Below are 19,474 nucleotides of genomic sequence, written 5' to 3'. Positions count from 1 at the left end.
TGCAATAACAGCTTTGAAAAAATGAAGATAGACGTTTATTAATTGATTAAAATACTCTATAATGTCTTGAGGGGAGGTGAACAAGCATGGCAGAAGTATTAGAACGTGTAACAAAGATTATCGTTGACCGTCTTGGTGTAGAGGAATCCGAAGTGAAATTGGAAGCTTCTTTCAAGGATGATCTTGGCGCTGATTCCCTTGACGTAGTTGAACTAGTAATGGAATTAGAAGATGAGTTCGATATGGAGATCTCTGATGACGACGCTGAAAAGATTGCTACAGTGGGTGACGCTGTTAACTACATACAAGCACAGCAGTAATCGTCTTTCTAAAATGGCAAGAGGGAGATTAACTCCCTCTTCCTTTTAAATCGTGTTTATTGTCCGCTATTACTTCTACTTTTCAGAAAAGGAAGCGTCATATGAGAACTTATAATATGATGCTACATCTGATTAGGGCTATAGCGGCTAACAGGTAATATCGGACAGTAAATACGTTTCTGCAGTGATATTACCATAACTTGGGAGCTGATAAGCTTTCCAAGTTTCTTTGTGTTTTTATTCATTTTCGCTTAAAATCAAACTATCACTGACAGGCTGTTTCCTGGAAAATATAAATTATGGAACAAGGTGGATGCAGACATGCGCTATTACAATAAAGAGAAAGATAAAAAATCATCATCCCGCGCACATGATAAAAGGTTTAAAGAGTTTCAAGAAAAAAAAGGGATTATTTTTCGCAATGAAAAACTGTTAAAACAAGCATTTACACATTCGTCGTATGTGAATGAGCATCGCAGAAAGCCTTATGAAGATAATGAACGGCTGGAATTTTTAGGAGATGCTGTTTTGGAACTGACTGTTTCTAAATTCCTTTATATAAAATACCCGATGATGAGCGAAGGAGAGCTGACAAAGCTGAGAGCTGCTGTCGTATGTGAACCTTCCCTTGTTGCATTTGCAAATGAACTTTCCTTTGGAGAACTGATCCTGTTGGGAAAAGGCGAGGAAATGACTGGAGGAAGATCCAGACCAGCCCTTTTGGCGGATGTTTTTGAAGCGTTTATCGGTGCTTTATATTTAGATCAGGGAATTGATACTGTAGTAGACTTTCTTGAAAAAGTTGTCTTTCCTAAAATAGATGCTGGCGCTTTTTCACATGTGATGGATTTCAAGAGTCAGCTTCAGGAGCTGATTCAGCGTGACGGCGCAGGAGCGATCGAATATAAAATTTTAATGGAAAAAGGTCCTGCCCATAACCGGGAATTTGTTTCAACCGTTTCTTTAAACGGTGCAGAGCTTGGCACAGGCACAGGCCGATCAAAAAAAGAAGCAGAACAGCATGCTGCCCAAATGGCTTTGCAGGTCCTAAAGAACCATATCAACTAACAGACTTTTTCAGCATGAATGATGGAGAGGCTAGGGGGAGCAAACTTGTTATTAAAACGGCTTGATATAGTGGGATTTAAATCATTCGCCGAGCGAATTGCGATTGATTTTGTCCCTGGAGTAACAGCAGTCGTCGGTCCAAACGGCAGCGGAAAAAGCAATGTGACCGATGCGATCCGCTGGGTTTTAGGGGAACAGTCGGCCAAGTCTCTGCGCGGAGCAAAAATGGAGGATATCATCTTTTCGGGCAGCGACTCCAGAAGACCGCTCAATTTCGCAGAGGTTAGCTTAACATTAGAAAATGAAGATCATTTTCTGCCAATTGAATACAATGAAGTCACTGTTACACGGCGGGTATACCGTTCTGGAGACAGTGAATTTCTAATTAATAAACAGCCATGCCGTTTAAAAGATATCGTTGATCTGTTTATGGATTCCGGATTAGGAAAAGAAGCATTCTCCATTATCAGCCAGGGGCGCGTGGAAGAAATTTTAAACAGCAAACCTGAAGAGCGGAGAACCATTTTTGAAGAAGCTGCCGGTGTTTTGAAGTATAAAACAAGAAAGAAAAAAGCAGAAGGCAAGCTCTTTGAATCTCAGGAAAATTTAAACAGGGTTAATGATATATTACACGAGCTCGAAGGACAGGTTGAACCGCTGAAAATTCAAGCATCTATTGCGAAAGATTACTTGCAGCAAAAGGAAGAGCTTGAGCAGATCGAAGTGGCACTGACTGTGTATGAAATAGAAGATTTACATGAAAAATGGCAGAGGCTCTCTGTTCAGCTTGAAAAACAGCAGCAGGATGAATTGCAGCTGACAAGCGCCATTCAGGCAAAAGAAGCCAAAATTGAACAGATGCGTGATCATGCGAGTGCCTTAGATGAGTCTGTCAACGATCTGCAGAATATACTTCTTCATGCAAGTGAGGAGCTCGAGAAGCTTGAAGGAAGAAAAGAAGTATTAAAAGAACGGAAAAAAAATGCCTCGCAAAATAAAGAACAGCTGGCAAAATCCATTGAAGAACTAACAGAAAAGATCACTCAGCTGCAGGTTCAAAAAGATGAACTGCAGGAATCCAAGGATCAATTGCAAACAGAAGCAAATCTTCTTAAGAAGGAATTGGCAGAAAAACAAGAGCAGCTAAAGCTTTTTGCAGAAGATAACGAACAAGCGATCGAATCATTAAAAAGTGAGTATATTGAGATTCTCAATAAACAAGCTGCTTCCAAAAATGAAATGCAAATGACATCCCGTCAATTAAGCCAGCAGGATGCGAGAAATGAAAAGCTCGAACATGATAATGAGAAATTCATCGAAGAACGCTCGTTAATTGCTGTGCGCAAGCAGAAGGCGGAAAGCGGACTAAATGAAATCCACACGGCATTAGAAGAACAAATTCATTTGTTCCGTGAAGGGCAGAAAAAGCTTGAAACAGTAAAAAACAATTACGAAAAGCAAGAGAAAACCCTTTACCAGGCGTATCAATATTTACAGCAGGGCAAATCAAGACAGGAAATGCTAGAAGAGCTTGAAGATGATTATTCTGGATTCTTTCAAGGTGTCAAAGAAGTTCTAAAGGCAAGAGGAAACAAGCTACACGGGATTGAAGGTGCTGTTGCGGAGCTCATCACTGTTCCAAAGCAATATGAAACAGCGATTGAAATAGCCTTGGGTGGAGCGATGCAGCATGTTATTGTTCAAACTGAACAAGATGGCCGCAGTGCCATTCAATACTTAAAAGGAAATGGATTTGGACGCGCTACTTTTCTGCCTTTGAATGTTATGAAGGCAAAGTTTTTGCAGGCACATCAGCAGCAGGCTCTATCCCAACATGATGCTTATGTTGGACAGGCATCAAGCTTAATTGAGTATAACAGCAAATATGCTGAAGCCATTGAAAGTTTGCTTGGCAATGTTGTTATAGCCAAAGATCTAAAGGGTGCCAATGATTTGGCAAAGCTTCTATCCTACCGGGTCCGAATCGTCACACTTGATGGAGATGTTGTAAATCCGGGCGGCTCTATGACCGGAGGAGCGATTAAGCAAAAAAACTCTTCCATTTTAAGCAGAAAAAGTGAATTAGAAGAGCTTAAAGCAAGAATCACTGACATGGAAGAAAAAACGGCCACGCTTGAAACCACAGTGAAAAAGCTGAAGAATGATCTGCAGAAGCAGGCCGATCAATTGGAGATCTTAAAAGAAAAAGGGGAGCAGTTGCGTTCCCAGGAGCAGAAATGGAAAGAAGATCTTCGTGAGGTGGAATACGAGGAAAAAAGGATCAATGAACGCTTGTCTATCTATGATATGGATAAGGCACAATATAGTGAAGATAAAGACAAACTCGTTTCCAGGCAAAAGGTGCTTGAACAAGAGCTTCAGCAATATGATTCACAGACAGCACAGCTTGATGAGCAGATTCGTCTTTTAACAGAAAGAAAATATACAGATCAAACTACAAAAGAAGCGCTGCTTGCTCAAATAAGTGATTTAAAGATCAGCACGGCTGCAAAAAGTGAACAGCTGAATAGTCTGGCAGAAAGATTAAGTCACACAACAAACGAGTTGTCTTCGTCTTCAGAAAAGCTAGCGCTCATCCAGGATGATCTTAAGCTTTTATCTTCCGAAATGACCAGCAGTTCTTCAGGGGAAATGCAGCTTGAAGAAGCGGCTACCCGAAAGCTGCAGGATAAAAATGAAACGGTCAGCATGATTGCAGGCAGAAGAGCAGAAAGATTAAAGCTGCAGACAGAGCTGGAGGACCAAGAGCTTGAAGCGAAAGAATTAAAACGTACGCATAAAGGATTAAGTATTGCGCTTAAAGATGATGAGGTAAAACTCAATCGAATTGATGTGGAGCTTGAAACACGCCTTGCTCATCTGCGCGAGGAGTATTTATTATCCTTTGATGCTGCGAAAGAAGATTACCCGCTGACGATTGATGCTGAAGAAGCACGAAAAAAGGTCCGGCTCATTAAAATGTCCATCGAAGAACTGGGCACCGTCAACCTTGGTGCGATCGAGGAATATGAGCGTGTTTCTGAGCGCTATGAGTTCCTTCTTGAGCAAAAGAACGATTTGCAGGAAGCAAAAGATACGTTATACCAGGTTATCGATGAAATGGACATTGAAATGAAAAGACGGTTTGAGCAAACCTTTAACGGCATCCGTTTCCACTTTGAATCTGTGTTTCAGTCTCTGTTTGGCGGGGGACGTGCTGATTTGCGCTTAACCGATCCAGACGACCTTCTGAATACAGGTGTTGAAATTGTGGCTCAGCCGCCAGGGAAGAAGCTGCAAAACCTCGGCCTGCTATCAGGCGGTGAACGAGCTTTGACAGCGATTGGATTATTATTTTCCATTTTAAAAGTCAGACCTGTGCCGTTTTGTATTCTGGATGAAGTAGAAGCTGCCCTTGATGAAGCGAATGTCCACCGGTATGCACAATATTTAAAACGATATAGCGGTGAAACACAATTTATTGTCATCACCCACCGTAAAGGGACTATGGAGCTTGCGGACGTTCTATATGGCATTACGATGCAGGAATCTGGTGTTTCTAAGCTTGTTTCAGTAAGACTTGATGAATCACGGGAAATGGTTCCGCTATAAGAATCAGCCGGGGGATATCCCCTGGCATACATATACAAAACCAATCATAAAGGATGTGACCATATGAGCTTTTTCAAAAAGTTAAAAGAAAAGATTACGAAGCAAACAGATAGTGTAACCGAAAAATTTAAAGAAGGCTTAACGAAAACGCGTGATAATTTTTCCGGCAAGGTAAATGATCTTGTGGCTCGTTACCGGAAAGTAGATGAAGATTTTTTTGAAGAGCTTGAAGAAATCTTAATTCAGGCAGATGTAGGCTTTGATACCGTTATGAAGCTAGTGGATGAACTGAAGCAAGAAGTAAAGCGGAAAAACATCCAAGACCCTGCAGAAGTACAAGATGTTATCTCTGAAAAGCTGGTTGAGATCTATGAGCAAGGCGGCAACTCATCGTCTGCTTTAAATATTCAAGAAGGCGATTTAACGGTCATCCTATTTGTTGGTGTTAACGGGGTTGGGAAAACAACAACCATTGGAAAATTAGCACATAAATTTAAAAACGAAGGCAAAAAAGTAGTGCTGGCAGCCGGAGATACCTTCCGTGCAGGTGCTATTGAACAGCTCGAAGTCTGGGGAGAGCGTGTCGGAGTTGAAGTCATTAAGCAGGGAGCTGGTTCTGACCCAGCTGCGGTTATGTATGATGCTGTGCAGGCAGCTAAATCACGCCAGGCAGATATCCTTATTTGCGATACAGCAGGCCGCCTGCAAAACAAAGTCAATTTAATGAAAGAGCTGGAAAAGGTTAAACGAGTCATCGAACGTGAAATTCCTGGTGCTCCGCATGAAGTATTGCTTGCCCTTGATGCCACGACAGGCCAAAATGCGATGCTTCAGGCAAAAACCTTTAAAGAAGCAACAAATGTAACAGGTATTGTGCTAACAAAGCTAGATGGCACTGCAAAAGGCGGAATCGTCCTTGCCATCCGCAACGAACTGGACATTCCCGTCAAATTCGTCGGCCTAGGCGAAAAAATGGACGACCTCCAGGAATTCAACGCCGAACAATACGTCTATGGACTATTCGCAGACATAGTTGAAAAAGAAGAAGAATAAACATACTTCAATATTAATAGCTGTGCATTTTATTCAGCCAATAAATACCCGAACTATTCGCAGGTTTTTTCAATGATCTGTAAAATGGTTCGGGTCTTTTTGTTGTTATGGGATGTAAATTATAAAACCTTTAAGATGTGAATGGGGGGACATTCCTCTTAAAAGCTTTTGTTTTTAAAAGGGTATTTTCGCAATCTGTCTTTGATTGGAACGGAATCGTGCGAGACTCCTGCGGGACGAGTGGGGAGCTGAGACCCCACAGGAGCGAAGGCGACGAGGAGGCTCAGCACCCGCCCCGCCGGAAAGCGAGTACGATGGAGTGGAAATCTTAATGCCACTATACAAGCAACAAAGTATACCATTACAGCTTAATAAAAAAACATCCCAGCAAGTGAAGGGGTTTATCCCTTCCCTTTCGTCTATTAAGTAGATGAAAAAATTGTAAAAATTTGAACACAAATTGCAATTTCATACGTCTATATAATTGAAGATTGCTATGGAGGGGTACGCAGATGAAAAAAACAAAAATTTTGATTTTGCTATTATGTACGTTATTTCTTTTTCCTTTTCTATTTCCGCAGCAAGTCACTGCAGCAGAAGAATCCGGCTTAACCATTACGGTTGACGAAGGTTTTGATGGAAAAGTTAAAAGGGGAGAAGGTTTCCCGGTTGAACTAAATATCGAAAATGCAGGAGAGGATTTTAGCGGAAGCCTATTAGTCAGCTTTTATCCCTCCTACAACTCTGGAGGCTCTATTCCAGTGAAAATTGAAGTGCCGGCGGGAGAAACAAGATCCTTTCAGCTGTCACTGCCTGCAATGACAGAGGATCATCAATCCTATTATCAAAATGAACCTTCCATTCATTTATTTAAAGGAGATTGGAAGGATGGAAAACAGCTTACATATAAAGGGGATAAGGCTGTAAAGCCAAAATTTATTGATGATGCCACCTCATTTATTGGTGTGTTAAGTGAAAATTACGATCGTCTTAAGGAGCTGCGAACGACAGCATCTGCAACAATGGCTGAATTACAGCCAGAACAAATTCCAGTACAGGCGATGGGGCTTGAAACGTTAGATGCAATAATCGTTGACGAATTTTCTTTAGCACAGCTTACGGATGCTCAGCAAACCGCATTAAAAGAATGGATCAAAGTCGGCGGCACGCTCATTGCCGGGGCGGCACCAGATGCACAAGCAACATATGGCCAATTATATGATTTACTGCCAATGAAACCTGATACAGAAGCAGGTGCTTCCTCACAATTCTTAAAACTTGGATCATCAATTGAAGAACTGCCTTTTAATGAGCTGCCATTTTTTACAGGTGAGGTGGCTGAAGAGGCAGAGGTATTAGTTCAAAATGGCGAGCTGCCTGCTGTTGTACGTTCCCTTTACGGAAGCGGAATGATACTGCAAAGCAGCTTTTCGCTTGGGGATGAGCCTTTATCATCCTGGACGGACTATGATGCATGGTTTGTCAACCTATTAAAGTTTACTGATGCTGGTCAAAGCTCAAATGCGAATATGCATGGAGGCTTTTATGATTCGCTATATTGGGAGTTTGCGGAAGCGAATGAATTTTTCCCGGCATCAAATGTTTCGATTGAACAGCTTATTACGCTATTGGCGATTTATATTGTGATTGTCGTTCCTGTACTGTATTTCATCTTAAGGAAAATAGATAAACGGGAGCATTCCTGGTGGGTAATTCCTGCACTTTCAATTGTAATGGCGGCTATTATTTTTACAATAGGTGCTAAAGATCGGATTTCGCAGGCACAATTAAATCAAATGGGTGTGTTTTATGAGGAGAACAATCAATTAGCTGGTTTGCAGGCGGCAACCCTGCTCTCAAATACAGGCGGTGAATATAGCATAGAATATCCTAGCGGAACATTCCGTCCTGTAAGCGGAGGCGGAGGCAATTCCACCTATGATCCGATGAGGGGAGCAATATTCGCTGATCAGGTGAAAACCGATTCGGTTATTTTTCCAAAGGTAGATTATTGGTCCACCAAAACGATATATGGAAAAGCGAATCAGCCTACTGAAGGCGGATTTACTTCAGATTTAACACTTTCAGACAAAATACTAACAGGAACCATTACCAATCATTATGACTATGACTTTTCAGAGGTCTTTATTTGGTCTGGTTCTCAGAAGGTCAAACTTGGCGCATTAAAAAGCGGAGAGACCTTGGAGGTTAACAAGCAGTTAAAACAATCCATTCTAATGAAGCCTACTTCTAATGGATACGGCGGAATCAATTATGGCCAGACAGATATCAACATGGTGAAGTGTGAACAGCTTGAGTATTCTGCTGTTACGTATGTGCTAAATGAACATATGAAAACGGCCAAGCCGGTTATTGCAGGTCTGACCACACAGCCTGTCATCGATATAACAGTAGCCGATAAAAATGAAAAGCAAAATAATATGAATTTGATTCTGTCTTCAGCAGATGTACAGCAAAATATTACCGGCAGCTTTACCTTAAAGCAGGATGCCTTAACAACAGATCTTGAAGTAATATCAGGACAAATTTATGAAGAAATGATACACGGATCAAATTACGAAGTGAATCTTGATAATGGCGAGTATGAATATACATTCGAATTGCCAGAGCAGCTGAAAGGTAAAGAAATTACACTCACTGAGCTAAAGCTCGCGTTTCGAAATCCAACGATCGACTATTCACTCTTAAATGCCAAAACAGGTGAATGGCTGACGCTTGAATCAGACAAGACAGCGACATTAAAGGAAAGTGAAAGTGTGAATGACTATATATCTGCAGAAGGCGCTTTTGTACTGAAATTAGTGAAAAACACTGGCGGAGATCCATATGTGCAAATGCCGAATATCAGTATCAAAGGAGAAGTTGCCCCATGATCGAAATTATGAATTTGACAAAGGAATATGGAAAGTTTACAGCACTTGATTCTTTAAATTTAAAGATCGAAAAGGGGACGGTTTTTGGGTTTGTCGGCCAAAATGGCGCAGGGAAGTCCACAACCTTTTCCATTCTGGCGACACTCTTAGCTCCTTCCTCTGGGACAGCATATGTGAACGGCTATAATGTGCAGAAAGAGCCTCGTGAGGTGAGAAAGCAAATTGGGTATATGCCTGACTTCTTTGGTGTCTATGACCAATTAAAAGCAGATGAATATTTGCATTTTTACGGAGCGAGCTATGGAATTCCTTATCAGGAAAGAGAAAAGCTGATTCCGCAGCTGCTTGAGCTTGTTAATTTATCGCATAAAAGAGATTCATATGTTGACTTGCTATCACGGGGGATGAAGCAGCGACTATGCCTGGCACGCTGTCTCATTCATGATCCTGAAGTGCTAATTTTAGACGAACCAGCATCAGGTTTAGACCCTCGTGCCCGCATCGAAATGAGGGAGATTTTAAAAGAATTAAAGACGATGGGCAAAACCATTCTAATATCTTCACATATTTTGCCTGAGCTTGCTGAAATGTGTGATCAAATCGGTGTGATCGATCAAGGGAAGCTAGTAGCAGAAGGATCGGTCGCTGATATTCAAGATAAATTAAGAGGAGAAAAAATTATTTTTGTTAAAGTGCAATCCAGCAGGCGTGAAACGATGTCCTATTTTGAAGATGATCCGTTTATCTCTAATGTCCAATTAATGGATGATGACCACACGATCCGCTTTATTTACAAGGGGAGTGCAGAGGAACAGACGAATCTGCTGAAGAACGCAATGCTAAAAGATTTGCCGATTACTAGCTTTGCAGAAGAAGAGGCTGATCTGGAGGATATCTTTATGGAAATTACAAAGGGGGTTGAGCTGTCTTGAAAAACTTCGTCATAAATCCAGTCTTGAATAAAGAATTCAAGCTGCGCTTCCGCTCATTCAAAAGCTATTTAGGAGTATTGTTTTACTTGTTGGCACTAGGAATCATCATTATTGGCTTTGTTTTTATTCAATCGCTGTCAAATAGCTTTGGCTTATTTAAACCGGAAGAAAGCAAAATGATGTTCATGCTTTTAAGCATGCTGCAGCTTGCTTTGATCTTATTTATTACACCTGGTTTGACAGCAGGAGTGATCAGCAGTGAACGTGAAAGACAAACCTTAAATATGATGCTGACCACGACTCAAAGCTCAACTAGCATCATTTTAAGCAAGCTTGTTTCTGCTATTTCGTATTTACTGCTGCTGATTGTGGCAAGCTTGCCATTATATAGCTTTGTCTTTTTATACGGAGGAATTTCTCCAGGACAGATGCTGATGACAATCGCTTTTTATATGTTTACGATTATGGCTTTTGGCAGTCTTGGCGTGTTATTTTCGACGCTTATCCGCAAAACGATTGTGTCAATGGTAACGGCTTATGGTTTAACGATGTTTTTGGCTGGGGGAACTGCGTTTTTGACTTTGCTGCTGATGCAGCTTGGCTACAATTACACTGGAAATCCTTCTAACGTACAGCATGTGCCTTTTGCTTATTTTACAGCGATGCTTAATCCGGCTATTGCCCTTTTTGGCACCTTTGAACCGGAAATCGTTGAAGAAATTACAAGTGTGACGGGCATTGAGTTTCCATTATGGGCAGCCTATCTTATTTCCTACACAGTCATAACAGCAGGAGCGATTTTCCTTAGTATTAAGAACCTTCGTCCAAATATGAAAAAAGGCTAATGGAAAAGAAATGAAAAGGAATGATTGCTATGGATCATCGCCAGCAATTTGCTAAACTGCTGAAACCAGTAAAAACCCAGCTATTTCTATTGCTTACCCTAAAAGAACTGCAGTGGCTGTCTATATTTGCGGCAGGTGCTGTTCTGCTGCTTTTCATAGCTGCACGATTTGTGACGCTGCCTTTCTTACGATATTACCTTTATGGTTTAGCTTTTCTGTTTATACTCGCCCTGTTGGTCCGCGTGATTTTAAAACGTCCGGATGACCAGCAGGCGGCACTTGTATTCAATCAATATGTCCCAGATGACCGAGTCATTTCGGCGTATTCTTTCCGAAATGATGCTGGAGAGCTGGCACAGCTTCAGCTTGCTGATGCAGTAGGAAACATGAAGCAAGCAGAAGCCTTCGTTTTAAAAAGGAAGAAAATGTTATTTTATCCAAAGTGGCTCACGCTAGCTGCGCTTATGTTCGCTTGTGCAGCCATTTTATACATCTTCCCGAACGACAAAATGAATGCTGCTGAAGAACGGGAAGAAGAGATCAAACTTGCTTCCGAAATGAACAAGGAACTTGAGGAAAAAATTGAATCAGAAAAAAATAAAGAAGTGAAGAAATCGCTTGAAAAGGTAAAAGAAAAACTGGCTGAAACAAAATCAGCTGAAAAAGCAATGGAGGAAATGCAAAAACAGCTGAAAAATATGGAATTACAAGCGTTGAAGGCAAAGGAGAAACAAACTGCACTGCAAAATTTCCAAAAAGATGCGAAACAAAATGATTTGGCGGGCCTCGGTGAAAAGCTGGCACAGAAGGATATAGAAGAAATCAAAAAAGAGATGAAAAATTTAAATGATAATTATGACAAGCTATCAGATAAACAAAAGCAGGCTTTGGAAAGCATCACCGATCAGGTTGGCCAGCTTTCTGATGAGGAGCTGGCTAAGGCGGCTGAACAATTAGAACAGCTGCTTCAATCAGAAGAGTTCTTAGAACAGCTCGCTGCTGCGCAAGAGTCTCTGTTAAATGCTGGCACATCCCTTCAGGAGCAGCTGGCAGCCAGCGGTCTTTCTTCGTCACAGCTTGCTTTATCCTCAAATGCAAGCAGCGGAGAAGGTTCGGCTTCAAGCTCTCAAGGTGGAGAAGAAACAAATGGTGAGGGTGAAGGTGATGGTGAAGGTGAAGCAAACGGCTCAGGATCTGGTTCCGGTTCAGGTTCAGGTTCCGGCTCTGGCTCGGGATCTGGTTCAGGCTCTGGCTCGGGTTCAGGCTCCGGCTCTGGTTCAGGTTCAGGTTCAGGCTCCGGCTCGGGAACTGGCAATGGTGCCGGACTTGGCCAGGGATCACGCGAATTGCTTACCGTACCGGAATATATCGATGGAAAGGTCAATACAGAAACAGATAATGGTAAGCTTGGGCAGGGTGCACCATCACAGCAATTTGAAGCAGACGGTCCTGTTTTAAAGGGGAATATTCGTCCTTACAGTGAAGTGTATGGAGAATATGAGCGGGCATACCGGGAAAGTACGGATCGCTATAAGCTCCCGGCAGATTTAGAGGATATCGTCAAGAATTATTTTACAAATATTGATCCGAGTTAGGAGTGGAAACGACATGTCAGCAATTGAAGAAAAAGCACAGAGCTTTGCAGAAGCAAGTGAAATGTATATTAAAGTGAAAGAAGAGATTCAATCTTTTATCGTTGGACAGGATGAAGTCATTGATCATGTCATATGGAGCATTTTTGCAGGCGGGCATGTGCTGTTAGAGGGTTTGCCTGGTTTAGGAAAGACGATGCTGATCAAAACAATATCAGAATGCTTGGACCTGTCTTTCTCCCGTATCCAATTTACACCGGACATTATGCCGTCTGATATTACAGGTACGATGCTGCTTCAGCCAGATGCGGAAGGAAAGCAGCAGTTTTCATTTCATAAAGGACCCCTTTTTGCCAATATCGTGTTAGCAGATGAAATTAACCGGGCGACACCAAAGACCCAAAGTGCTCTTTTAGAAGCAATGGGGGAAAAAACTGTAACGATTATGGGGGAAACAAAACGAATGGAAAAACCATTCTTTGTTTTAGCCACACAAAACCCAATTGATATGGAAGGAACGTATCCGCTCCCAGAGGCACAAACTGACCGCTTTATGTGTAAGGTAAATGTTTCTTACCCAACTAAGCAGGAATTGCTGGAAATTGTGAAAAGAACAACTGGCGCCGAAACGAAAAAGCTTCAAGTCGTTGCCGCAAAAGAAGAAGTGATCAAGCTTCAGCAGCTAGCGAAAGAAATCCTCGTATCGGATGAGATGATTGAATACGCTGTTAGAATCATTTCAGCAACACATCCGCATGAAGAGGATGCCAGTGAAAGCGTTAAGAAATATGTGCAGTATGGAAGTGGTCCGCGTGGTATCCAAAGTTTAATTTCAATGGCAAAAGCACGCGCGTTGTGTCTTGGACGCTACCATATATCCATTGGGGATTTGAAACAAGCTGCATTTCCAGTTCTGCGCCATCGTCTGATTCTTAATTTTGAAGGAGAAGCAAATGGGGTGGCACCTGATCAAATTATTGAAGAAATTCTGGCGGCAGCTGGAGAGATTCAGTAATGAGCAGATCATACAGCTATCTTGGAAAGCTTCAGAAAAAGAAGCTGCTTGTCAAAACGAAGAAAAGGGGATTGCATGCAGGCACCAGGCAGTCAGCACGTTTTGGCTCTTCCCTCGAGTTTTCAGATTTTAGAGCCTATCAGCTTGGTGATGATGTCAGGCAAATTGATTGGAATGTGTATGGAAGAACACAGAAGCATTATATTAAACGGTTTCTGGATGAACAGGAATTGTCAATCAGCATCTATTTAGACGGAACAGCCTCCATGCAGCAGATCGTAAAGAAGTGGGATATGGCGCGTGAATTAGCTGCCGCCCTATCATACACCGTTCTCTCAAGTGATGACCGGCTGCATTTTGCTGTAATATCTGGCGATTATATTCATCCTGTGAAAAAAAGAGGAGCGATATACAGCAGAAAAGTGTTTTTAGATATATTACATGTGCAGGCAGCCGAAATTGCCGGAGGATTTTGGTCAGCATTGCCTCAAGTGATCAGCCGGAAGGAGCAGCTTTCCATACTGATCTCAGATGGGCTTGAACCTCTTCATGTTATGGAGGAGGTTTTTCAAAAGTTAGCTGCCCTAAAGCAAGAATTCTGGCTGCTGCAGGTTTTGAGCATCGAAGAATTGGTCCCTGATTATGCCGGGGACTTAAAGCTTTTGGATGCTGAAAATGATTCTGCTGTCAATGTGAGTATGAATTCTGCCATTTTAACAGAATACAAGAATAGAGTTCGCGCTCATAATACAGAGTTGGAGCTATTATGCAGAAAGTACGGAGGTCATTACATATTGGCAGCAGACGACCGGGATTTGCAGTCAGTGCTGTTTACAGATCTCCCGGCAAAAGGGCTTATGAGATGAGGTGTCAGATATGCAGTTTATAAGTCCGCTTTATTTTTCATTCACATTGTTTTTAGGTGCCGTCATTTTATTTTATTTTTTCCGCAAGCAATATACCGAAAAATCGGTTTCATCAAATATGCTCTGGCAGCAGACGCTGAATGAATGGCAGGCTTCGCCATTTCTGAAAAAAATGCAGCATAATCTATTGTTTTGGCTGCAGATTCTAGCTCTCTTCTTGCTGATGCTTGCTTTAACAGGACCGATTTTTAAGCAGAATATGATTGTTGGAGAAGAGCTGATCTTTGTCGTTGACTCATCTGCGTCAATGTCAGCAGATTTTCAGGAGAGCGATCGCTTTTCAGCAGCGAAAAATGAAATGCTTGAAATGACCGATATGCTGAAGGGGCAGGATGTTACGATTATTCAGGCAGGTCAGCAGCCTGAAATCCTGTTAAATAAAGAAGGCAATAAAGATAAGGCAAACGAGGTCATAAGTTCTCTGGAATTAACCTATGACCATGAATCAATGGATGAGGCCTTGCGCTTAGCAAATTCATTGGCAGGAGAGGGATCGGCCATTCATGTTTTTTCGGACACTGTTGAAGAAGAAATGACCGCCGATGAGCTTTCTGACCGCTATGTACAGGTTCATAATATAGGAGAATCTGCTGTGAATCTGTCGCTGATTTCATTTGGTGTAACCCAAACGGACGGCAGCATTAACGGTGTCGCTGTGATTGAAAATCAAAGTGATGAAAAACAAAAGGCGGGATTCACTGTTTTAGGAGAAGGGCAGCAATTGTTTGAACAGACGGTAGACATTGAAGCTGGTGAACGAGAAATCATCCAAATTGGTGAATTGAAAGAGCTGCCGCTTTATGAAGGACTCATTTCAACTGAAGATGTTTACAGTGCAGATAACCAGCTGTCAGCTGTCTTATCGAATCAAACGCCACAGGTTTATAGTTTGGGAGATATCAATTCTTTTGCTGTACGAGGGTTTGAAACCATTGGAGCCGAGGTGATTCAAACAGCAGATGGTGAATGGCAGCCTGGAAATAGGCAGGGAATTATTGTCGCAGAAGGTGATTCATTAGATGAACTGCCAAATATGCCAGCGATCTTTTTTCATTCTTCTTCTAATAAACAAGAGCTGAGCGAAGGGATTACTGTACAAGAGGATCAGTTGCTTCAATATGTTGATCATGATTCTCTGTATATTATGCAGGCTTCAGAAGCGATTGAAGGAAATTGGGAGAGTATTATGCAAAGCGGAACCATTCCGCTGATCCAAAAAGGAAGTCATAATGGACAGCCTATAATCATAGTCAACTTTTCTTTAGCAGATTCGGATTGGCCGCTGCATCCAGGTTTTCCAATCTTTTTATATAATGCATACGAAATGCTTTCACAGGAAACCAATTTTCTTGGCTATTATCAGCCTGGTGAAGAAAAATGGCTTAATGTCAGCGATGTTATGCAAACTGTTGATATTTTTAATCAGGAAGATGAAAACTTGTATAGTTTAGATTTAGAAAATGAGAGCTTTCGAGCTCCAGTTCAGCCTGGTTCCTATCAGGCAGTATCTCAAGATCAAATTTATCATTTTGCGGTTGCACTTGATGAAAGAGAAAAACAAATTTCAGCTGCTCAATCATTTACGTTAAACGAAAAGAACCTTGAGGCAAAGGAAGCATCCAATGTGAACGAGTCCTTATGGTTCTGGCTAACGCTGATTGCCCTTGTCTTCATAGCAGCCGAGTGGGAGGTGTACAGGCGTGGGCATCGAGTTTAAGTATCCATATCTCTTAGTATTACTGATTCCTGCAGCACTTTTCATCTATTTATATGTAAGACAAACGGCGAAAACCAATAGGCAAGGTGCATATGTAATTGCCATGATCAGAACTTTGGTGTTTGTGCTGCTGATTAGCGCCTTAGCCACCCCTCAGCTGCTGCTTCCTTTAAAAGGGGAAAATGTTGTATTTGTGACAGATCGTTCTGCCAGTGTAAAGGATGCCGACTCCGTATCTTTAGGCTGGATTGAAGAGGCCGTCACAAAGAAAGGGGCGGAGGATACCCATGCCATTGCTGCATTTGGCGGAGATATCGCCCTGGAACAAAATCGCAGTGCTGATTCATCCAGTATATCGCAATATAATGGAAAGCTTAATATGGCAGAAACGAATCTGGAAGGCGCACTTACGTTTGCTTCTTCCATGATTCCGAATAAGTCAGGCGGGCGGATCGTTGTTTTTTCGGATGGAAATGAAACGATTGGTCAGAGTAACGATGTGATCCGATTATTGAACAATCGCGGCATCGAAATTGATTACATGCCTTTGCCAAGTGTGACGGGAGAAGACCTTGCCTTATCGGATGTAAGTCTGTCACCGTCCATTTATTTAGGTGAAGAGGTTCCGATTACGGTAACCATTGACAGCAATTCAGAAAAACAAGCGGATATTCGTCTTTCTGTCAATAATCAGGAAGTCATTCAAGAGACTGTGGATGTCAAAGAAGGCACAAATATGTATAGCTTTCGATATCAAGCCGCTGAAGGCGGAATGAATGTGTTTAAGGCGGAAGTATCAGCAGCCGGAGATACCTTTACTGAAAATAATGTCATGCATGCCATCTCAACGGTTCAATCTGCTCCTAAGCTGCTGATTGTCCAAAATGAAGAATCCTCACAGCTGCCGTCTGTGTTTGAAGATTCTGGTCTTGAAACGGATGTATTGACACCTGAAAAGCTTCCTACGACGTTATCGGGATACTTATCTTATCAATCGATCCTGTTCAATAATGTGGCAGCTACGTCGATTACCGAGCAGCAAATGACGCTAATCGAGCAGGCAGTCAGAGAATTTGGTGTCGGATTTGTTATGGCTGGCGGAGATGAAAGCTTTGGGCTTGGCGGCTATTTTAAAACACCGATTGAAAAGCTGCTGCCTGTTGATATGGATATTAAAGGGAAAAAAGAAATGCCTTCGCTTGGTTTAATCATCGTGCTCGACCGCTCCGGCAGCATGAGCGGCAATAAACTCGAACTTGCCAAGGAAGCGGCAGCAAGATCGGTTGAGCTTCTTCGTGAGGAAGATACACTTGGTTTTATTGCCTTTGATGACAGACCATGGGAAATTGTTGAAACGGCTCCGTTAAAAGATAAAGAAGAAGCAGTTGAGAAGATTCGCTCTGTCACACCTGGAGGCGGTACAGAAATTTATAGTTCATTAGAAATGGCCTATGAAGAACTCGAAGACTTAAAGCTGCAGCGCAAACATATTATTCTGCTGACAGATGGCCAATCTGCGACAAACAATGATTATGATAGCTTAATAGAAGAAGGAAAAGAAGGCAACATTACTCTTTCTACTGTTGCTCTTGGAGGAGATGCGGACAGAGCACTGCTGGAGGAATTGGCTTCATCAGGAAGCGGACGGTTTTACGATGTTACAGATTCGTCTGTTATTCCAAGTATTTTGTCCCGTGAGACGGTAATGGCAACAAGAACTTATATTGAAGATCAGCCGTTTTATCCACTGCTGCAGCCTTATCCTGAGTGGCAGGGACTGCTGGCTGATGGTGTGCCGCAAATGAATGCTTACATTGCTACAACACCTAAAGACCGGGCGCAGGTTCCGCTCTTAAGTGAAAAAGAGGATCCTGTTTTGGCTCAGTGGAGATATGGCATGGGCCAGTCGATCGCATTTACCTCTGATCTTAGCGGCAAGTGGTCTGGCGATTGGGCGAGATGGGAAAAATGGCCACAGTTTTTAAATGAAATGGTGACAAAAACGCTGCCTCAATTCGATTCTGAACCTTTTAGTATCAGAGTTGATAAAACAGCTGAAAATACCGTATTAACAGTTGAATCCCACTCCAGCCAAACACTGCCTATTGAAGCGGCGATTATCTCAGAAGACGGAGAAGAAGTTGATGCCAGTACAAATATTGTTGCACCAGGAGAGTATGAAATCATTGTTCCTGAATCTTCAGGCATGTACTTTTTATCAATTGCACAAACAGATGAAAATGGACAGCTGCATGCGTACCAAACAGGCTTTACGATACCTTACTCTGATGAATACTTAATTCAAGGAACAAATGAAGAGACGTTAGAAAAGCTAGCTGAAGGAACGGGCGGCAGGAAGCTGGAACAGCCAGAGGAAGCCTTTCGACCGCTCGCAGAAACCTCATATGATATACAGCCTTTCAGCAAAATGCTTATTCTTGCTGCCTTCCTGCTCTTCTTTTGCGAAATTGCGATCAGGAGGTTTGGATGGCATTCTCTTCTTTTGAAAAAATGGGCCAATAGAGCCAAGAAGAGAGACCATGTACAAACGGCTTCACTTCCGCCAAGAGGTGTACCACCTAAAAAGGCAGAGAATAAGAAAGAAGAAAAATCTGCAAAAGCAGAGGTGAACGCACAGCCTCAATCAGCGAAAACGAGTAAAACAAAGAAGCCGAAGTCAAAGCCGCTGACACCCGAAGAACGTGCGGAAAAAATGAACCGCCTGCTGGATGCGAAAAATAGGAAGAATAAATAGATACCCTGGAGCCTGGGACATAGCTTCTAACCTATCAGCAAGCCCGAATGATTATGGAAAGTCATTTATAATCATTTGGGTTTTTTATTGCAGCTTTCCAATTAAATGATGAACCAAGATTGATGTGAGGCGGAGAACTTCGTGTTTCTGCGGAAAGGATGATACCGGAAGGATCCGCAGCGAAGAGGAGTTCGAGCTTATCATCGCCTTGCAAAAACTGAATTCCAAGCAAGGGTGAAAAGCTTGGTTTAGAAGCTTAAACAACATGTTAATTATTCTTGTTTTCAAATGAATTTTCGTTTTACTTATCTAACCTGCAGTTCCTTGGCTTTTTCTTGACACACTTACTCCAACTATGTAAACTGAACATGTAAAGGCTTTTCACTTAACAAGGGGGTATGCTTATGTTAGAAAAGACGACGAGAATGAATTATTTATATGATTTTTATCAGTCGCTGCTAACTCCAAAGCAAAGAAGCTACATGTCCTTGTATTATTTGGATGATTATTCTCTCGGTGAAATTGCTGAAGAGTACGAGGTTAGCCGCCAGGCGGTTTATGATAACATTAAGCGTACAGAAGCAATGCTTGAAGAATATGAAGAAAAGCTGCTATTGCTGCAAAAATTTCAAGAGCGCAATAAACTGATTGCACAAATCAAGGAACTTTTAGCTGAAGATCATCCTTCAAAGCAAGCAATCGGTGAAGCGATTGCAGAGCTTGAGAAATTAGATTAGGAGGCGGC

The 19,474-nt window shown here is 42.0% G+C and carries 13 protein-coding genes; all 13 read left to right on the top strand.

The features are described from left to right. Positions 1-86 precede the first annotated feature (86 nt). The 13 genes from B7E07_RS14220 to B7E07_RS14160 all read left to right on the top strand — a co-directional run bounded on the left by B7E07_RS14220 (position 87) and on the right by B7E07_RS14160 (position 19,466). Positions 87-320 carry an acyl carrier protein gene (locus tag B7E07_RS14220; RefSeq protein WP_066446707.1) on the top strand — a complete coding sequence of 78 codons (234 nt, stop codon included), beginning with the start codon at positions 87-89 and terminating at the stop codon, positions 318-320. A gap of 321 nt (positions 321-641) precedes the next feature. Then, the gene (gene rnc, locus B7E07_RS14215; protein ID WP_080846482.1) at positions 642-1,388 is read left to right on the top strand and encodes a ribonuclease III; all 747 of its coding nucleotides are present in this window, start codon (positions 642-644) and stop codon (positions 1,386-1,388) included. A 45-nt stretch (positions 1,389-1,433) separates the two neighbouring features. Then, on the top strand, positions 1,434-5,000 hold the full coding sequence (gene smc / locus B7E07_RS14210; protein WP_080846481.1) for a chromosome segregation protein SMC: 3,567 nt from the start codon (positions 1,434-1,436) through the stop codon (positions 4,998-5,000). A gap of 63 nt (positions 5,001-5,063) precedes the next feature. Next, positions 5,064-6,053: a signal recognition particle-docking protein FtsY gene (gene ftsY, locus B7E07_RS14205; RefSeq protein WP_080846480.1), complete on the top strand. Its 990-nt coding sequence runs from the start codon at positions 5,064-5,066 to the stop codon at positions 6,051-6,053. Positions 6,054-6,565: 512 nt separating this feature from the next. Next, on the top strand, positions 6,566-8,947 hold the full coding sequence (locus tag B7E07_RS14200; RefSeq protein WP_080846479.1) for a hypothetical protein: 2,382 nt from the start codon (positions 6,566-6,568) through the stop codon (positions 8,945-8,947). Beyond that, a complete protein-coding gene (locus tag B7E07_RS14195; RefSeq protein ID WP_080846478.1) occupies positions 8,944-9,879 on the top strand; it encodes an ABC transporter ATP-binding protein in 936 nt (311 codons plus the stop codon). The genes B7E07_RS14200 and B7E07_RS14195 overlap by 4 nt, the downstream gene beginning before the upstream one ends. After that, positions 9,876-10,724 (top strand): ABC transporter permease, encoded by an 849-nt coding sequence (locus B7E07_RS14190; RefSeq protein WP_080846477.1) that lies wholly within the window; start codon positions 9,876-9,878, stop codon positions 10,722-10,724. The genes B7E07_RS14195 and B7E07_RS14190 overlap by 4 nt, the downstream gene beginning before the upstream one ends. 29 nt (positions 10,725-10,753) lie before the next feature. After that, positions 10,754-12,319, top strand: a complete 1,566-nt coding sequence (locus B7E07_RS23790; RefSeq protein ID WP_257391457.1) for a hypothetical protein — start codon at positions 10,754-10,756, stop codon at positions 12,317-12,319. A gap of 13 nt (positions 12,320-12,332) precedes the next feature. Continuing rightward, positions 12,333-13,331, top strand: coding sequence for an AAA family ATPase (locus B7E07_RS14180; protein ID WP_080846476.1), 999 nt, complete (start codon positions 12,333-12,335; stop codon positions 13,329-13,331). Next, entirely contained in the window at positions 13,331-14,197 is an 867-nt protein-coding gene (locus B7E07_RS14175) for a DUF58 domain-containing protein (RefSeq protein ID WP_080846475.1), read from the top strand. The genes B7E07_RS14180 and B7E07_RS14175 overlap by 1 nt, the downstream gene beginning before the upstream one ends. Positions 14,198-14,207: 10 nt before the next feature. After that, complete coding sequence (locus tag B7E07_RS14170; RefSeq protein WP_080846474.1) at positions 14,208-15,974, top strand: vWA domain-containing protein; 1,767 nt, start codon at positions 14,208-14,210, stop codon at positions 15,972-15,974. Further along, on the top strand, positions 15,958-18,729 hold the full coding sequence (locus B7E07_RS14165) for a VWA domain-containing protein (RefSeq protein WP_080846473.1): 2,772 nt from the start codon (positions 15,958-15,960) through the stop codon (positions 18,727-18,729). Before B7E07_RS14170 ends, B7E07_RS14165 begins: the two co-directional genes overlap by 17 nt. 404 nt (positions 18,730-19,133) lie before the next feature. Continuing rightward, positions 19,134-19,466 carry a putative DNA-binding protein gene (locus B7E07_RS14160; RefSeq protein ID WP_080846472.1) on the top strand — a complete coding sequence of 111 codons (333 nt, stop codon included), beginning with the start codon at positions 19,134-19,136 and terminating at the stop codon, positions 19,464-19,466. Positions 19,467-19,474: the final 8 nt, after the last annotated feature.

It is taken from the genome of Cytobacillus gottheilii (assembly GCF_900166665.1).
Lineage (GTDB): Bacteria > Bacillota > Bacilli > Bacillales > Cytobacillaceae > Cytobacillus > Cytobacillus gottheilii_A.
This window is presented reverse-complemented; position numbering and strand designations above follow the sequence as displayed.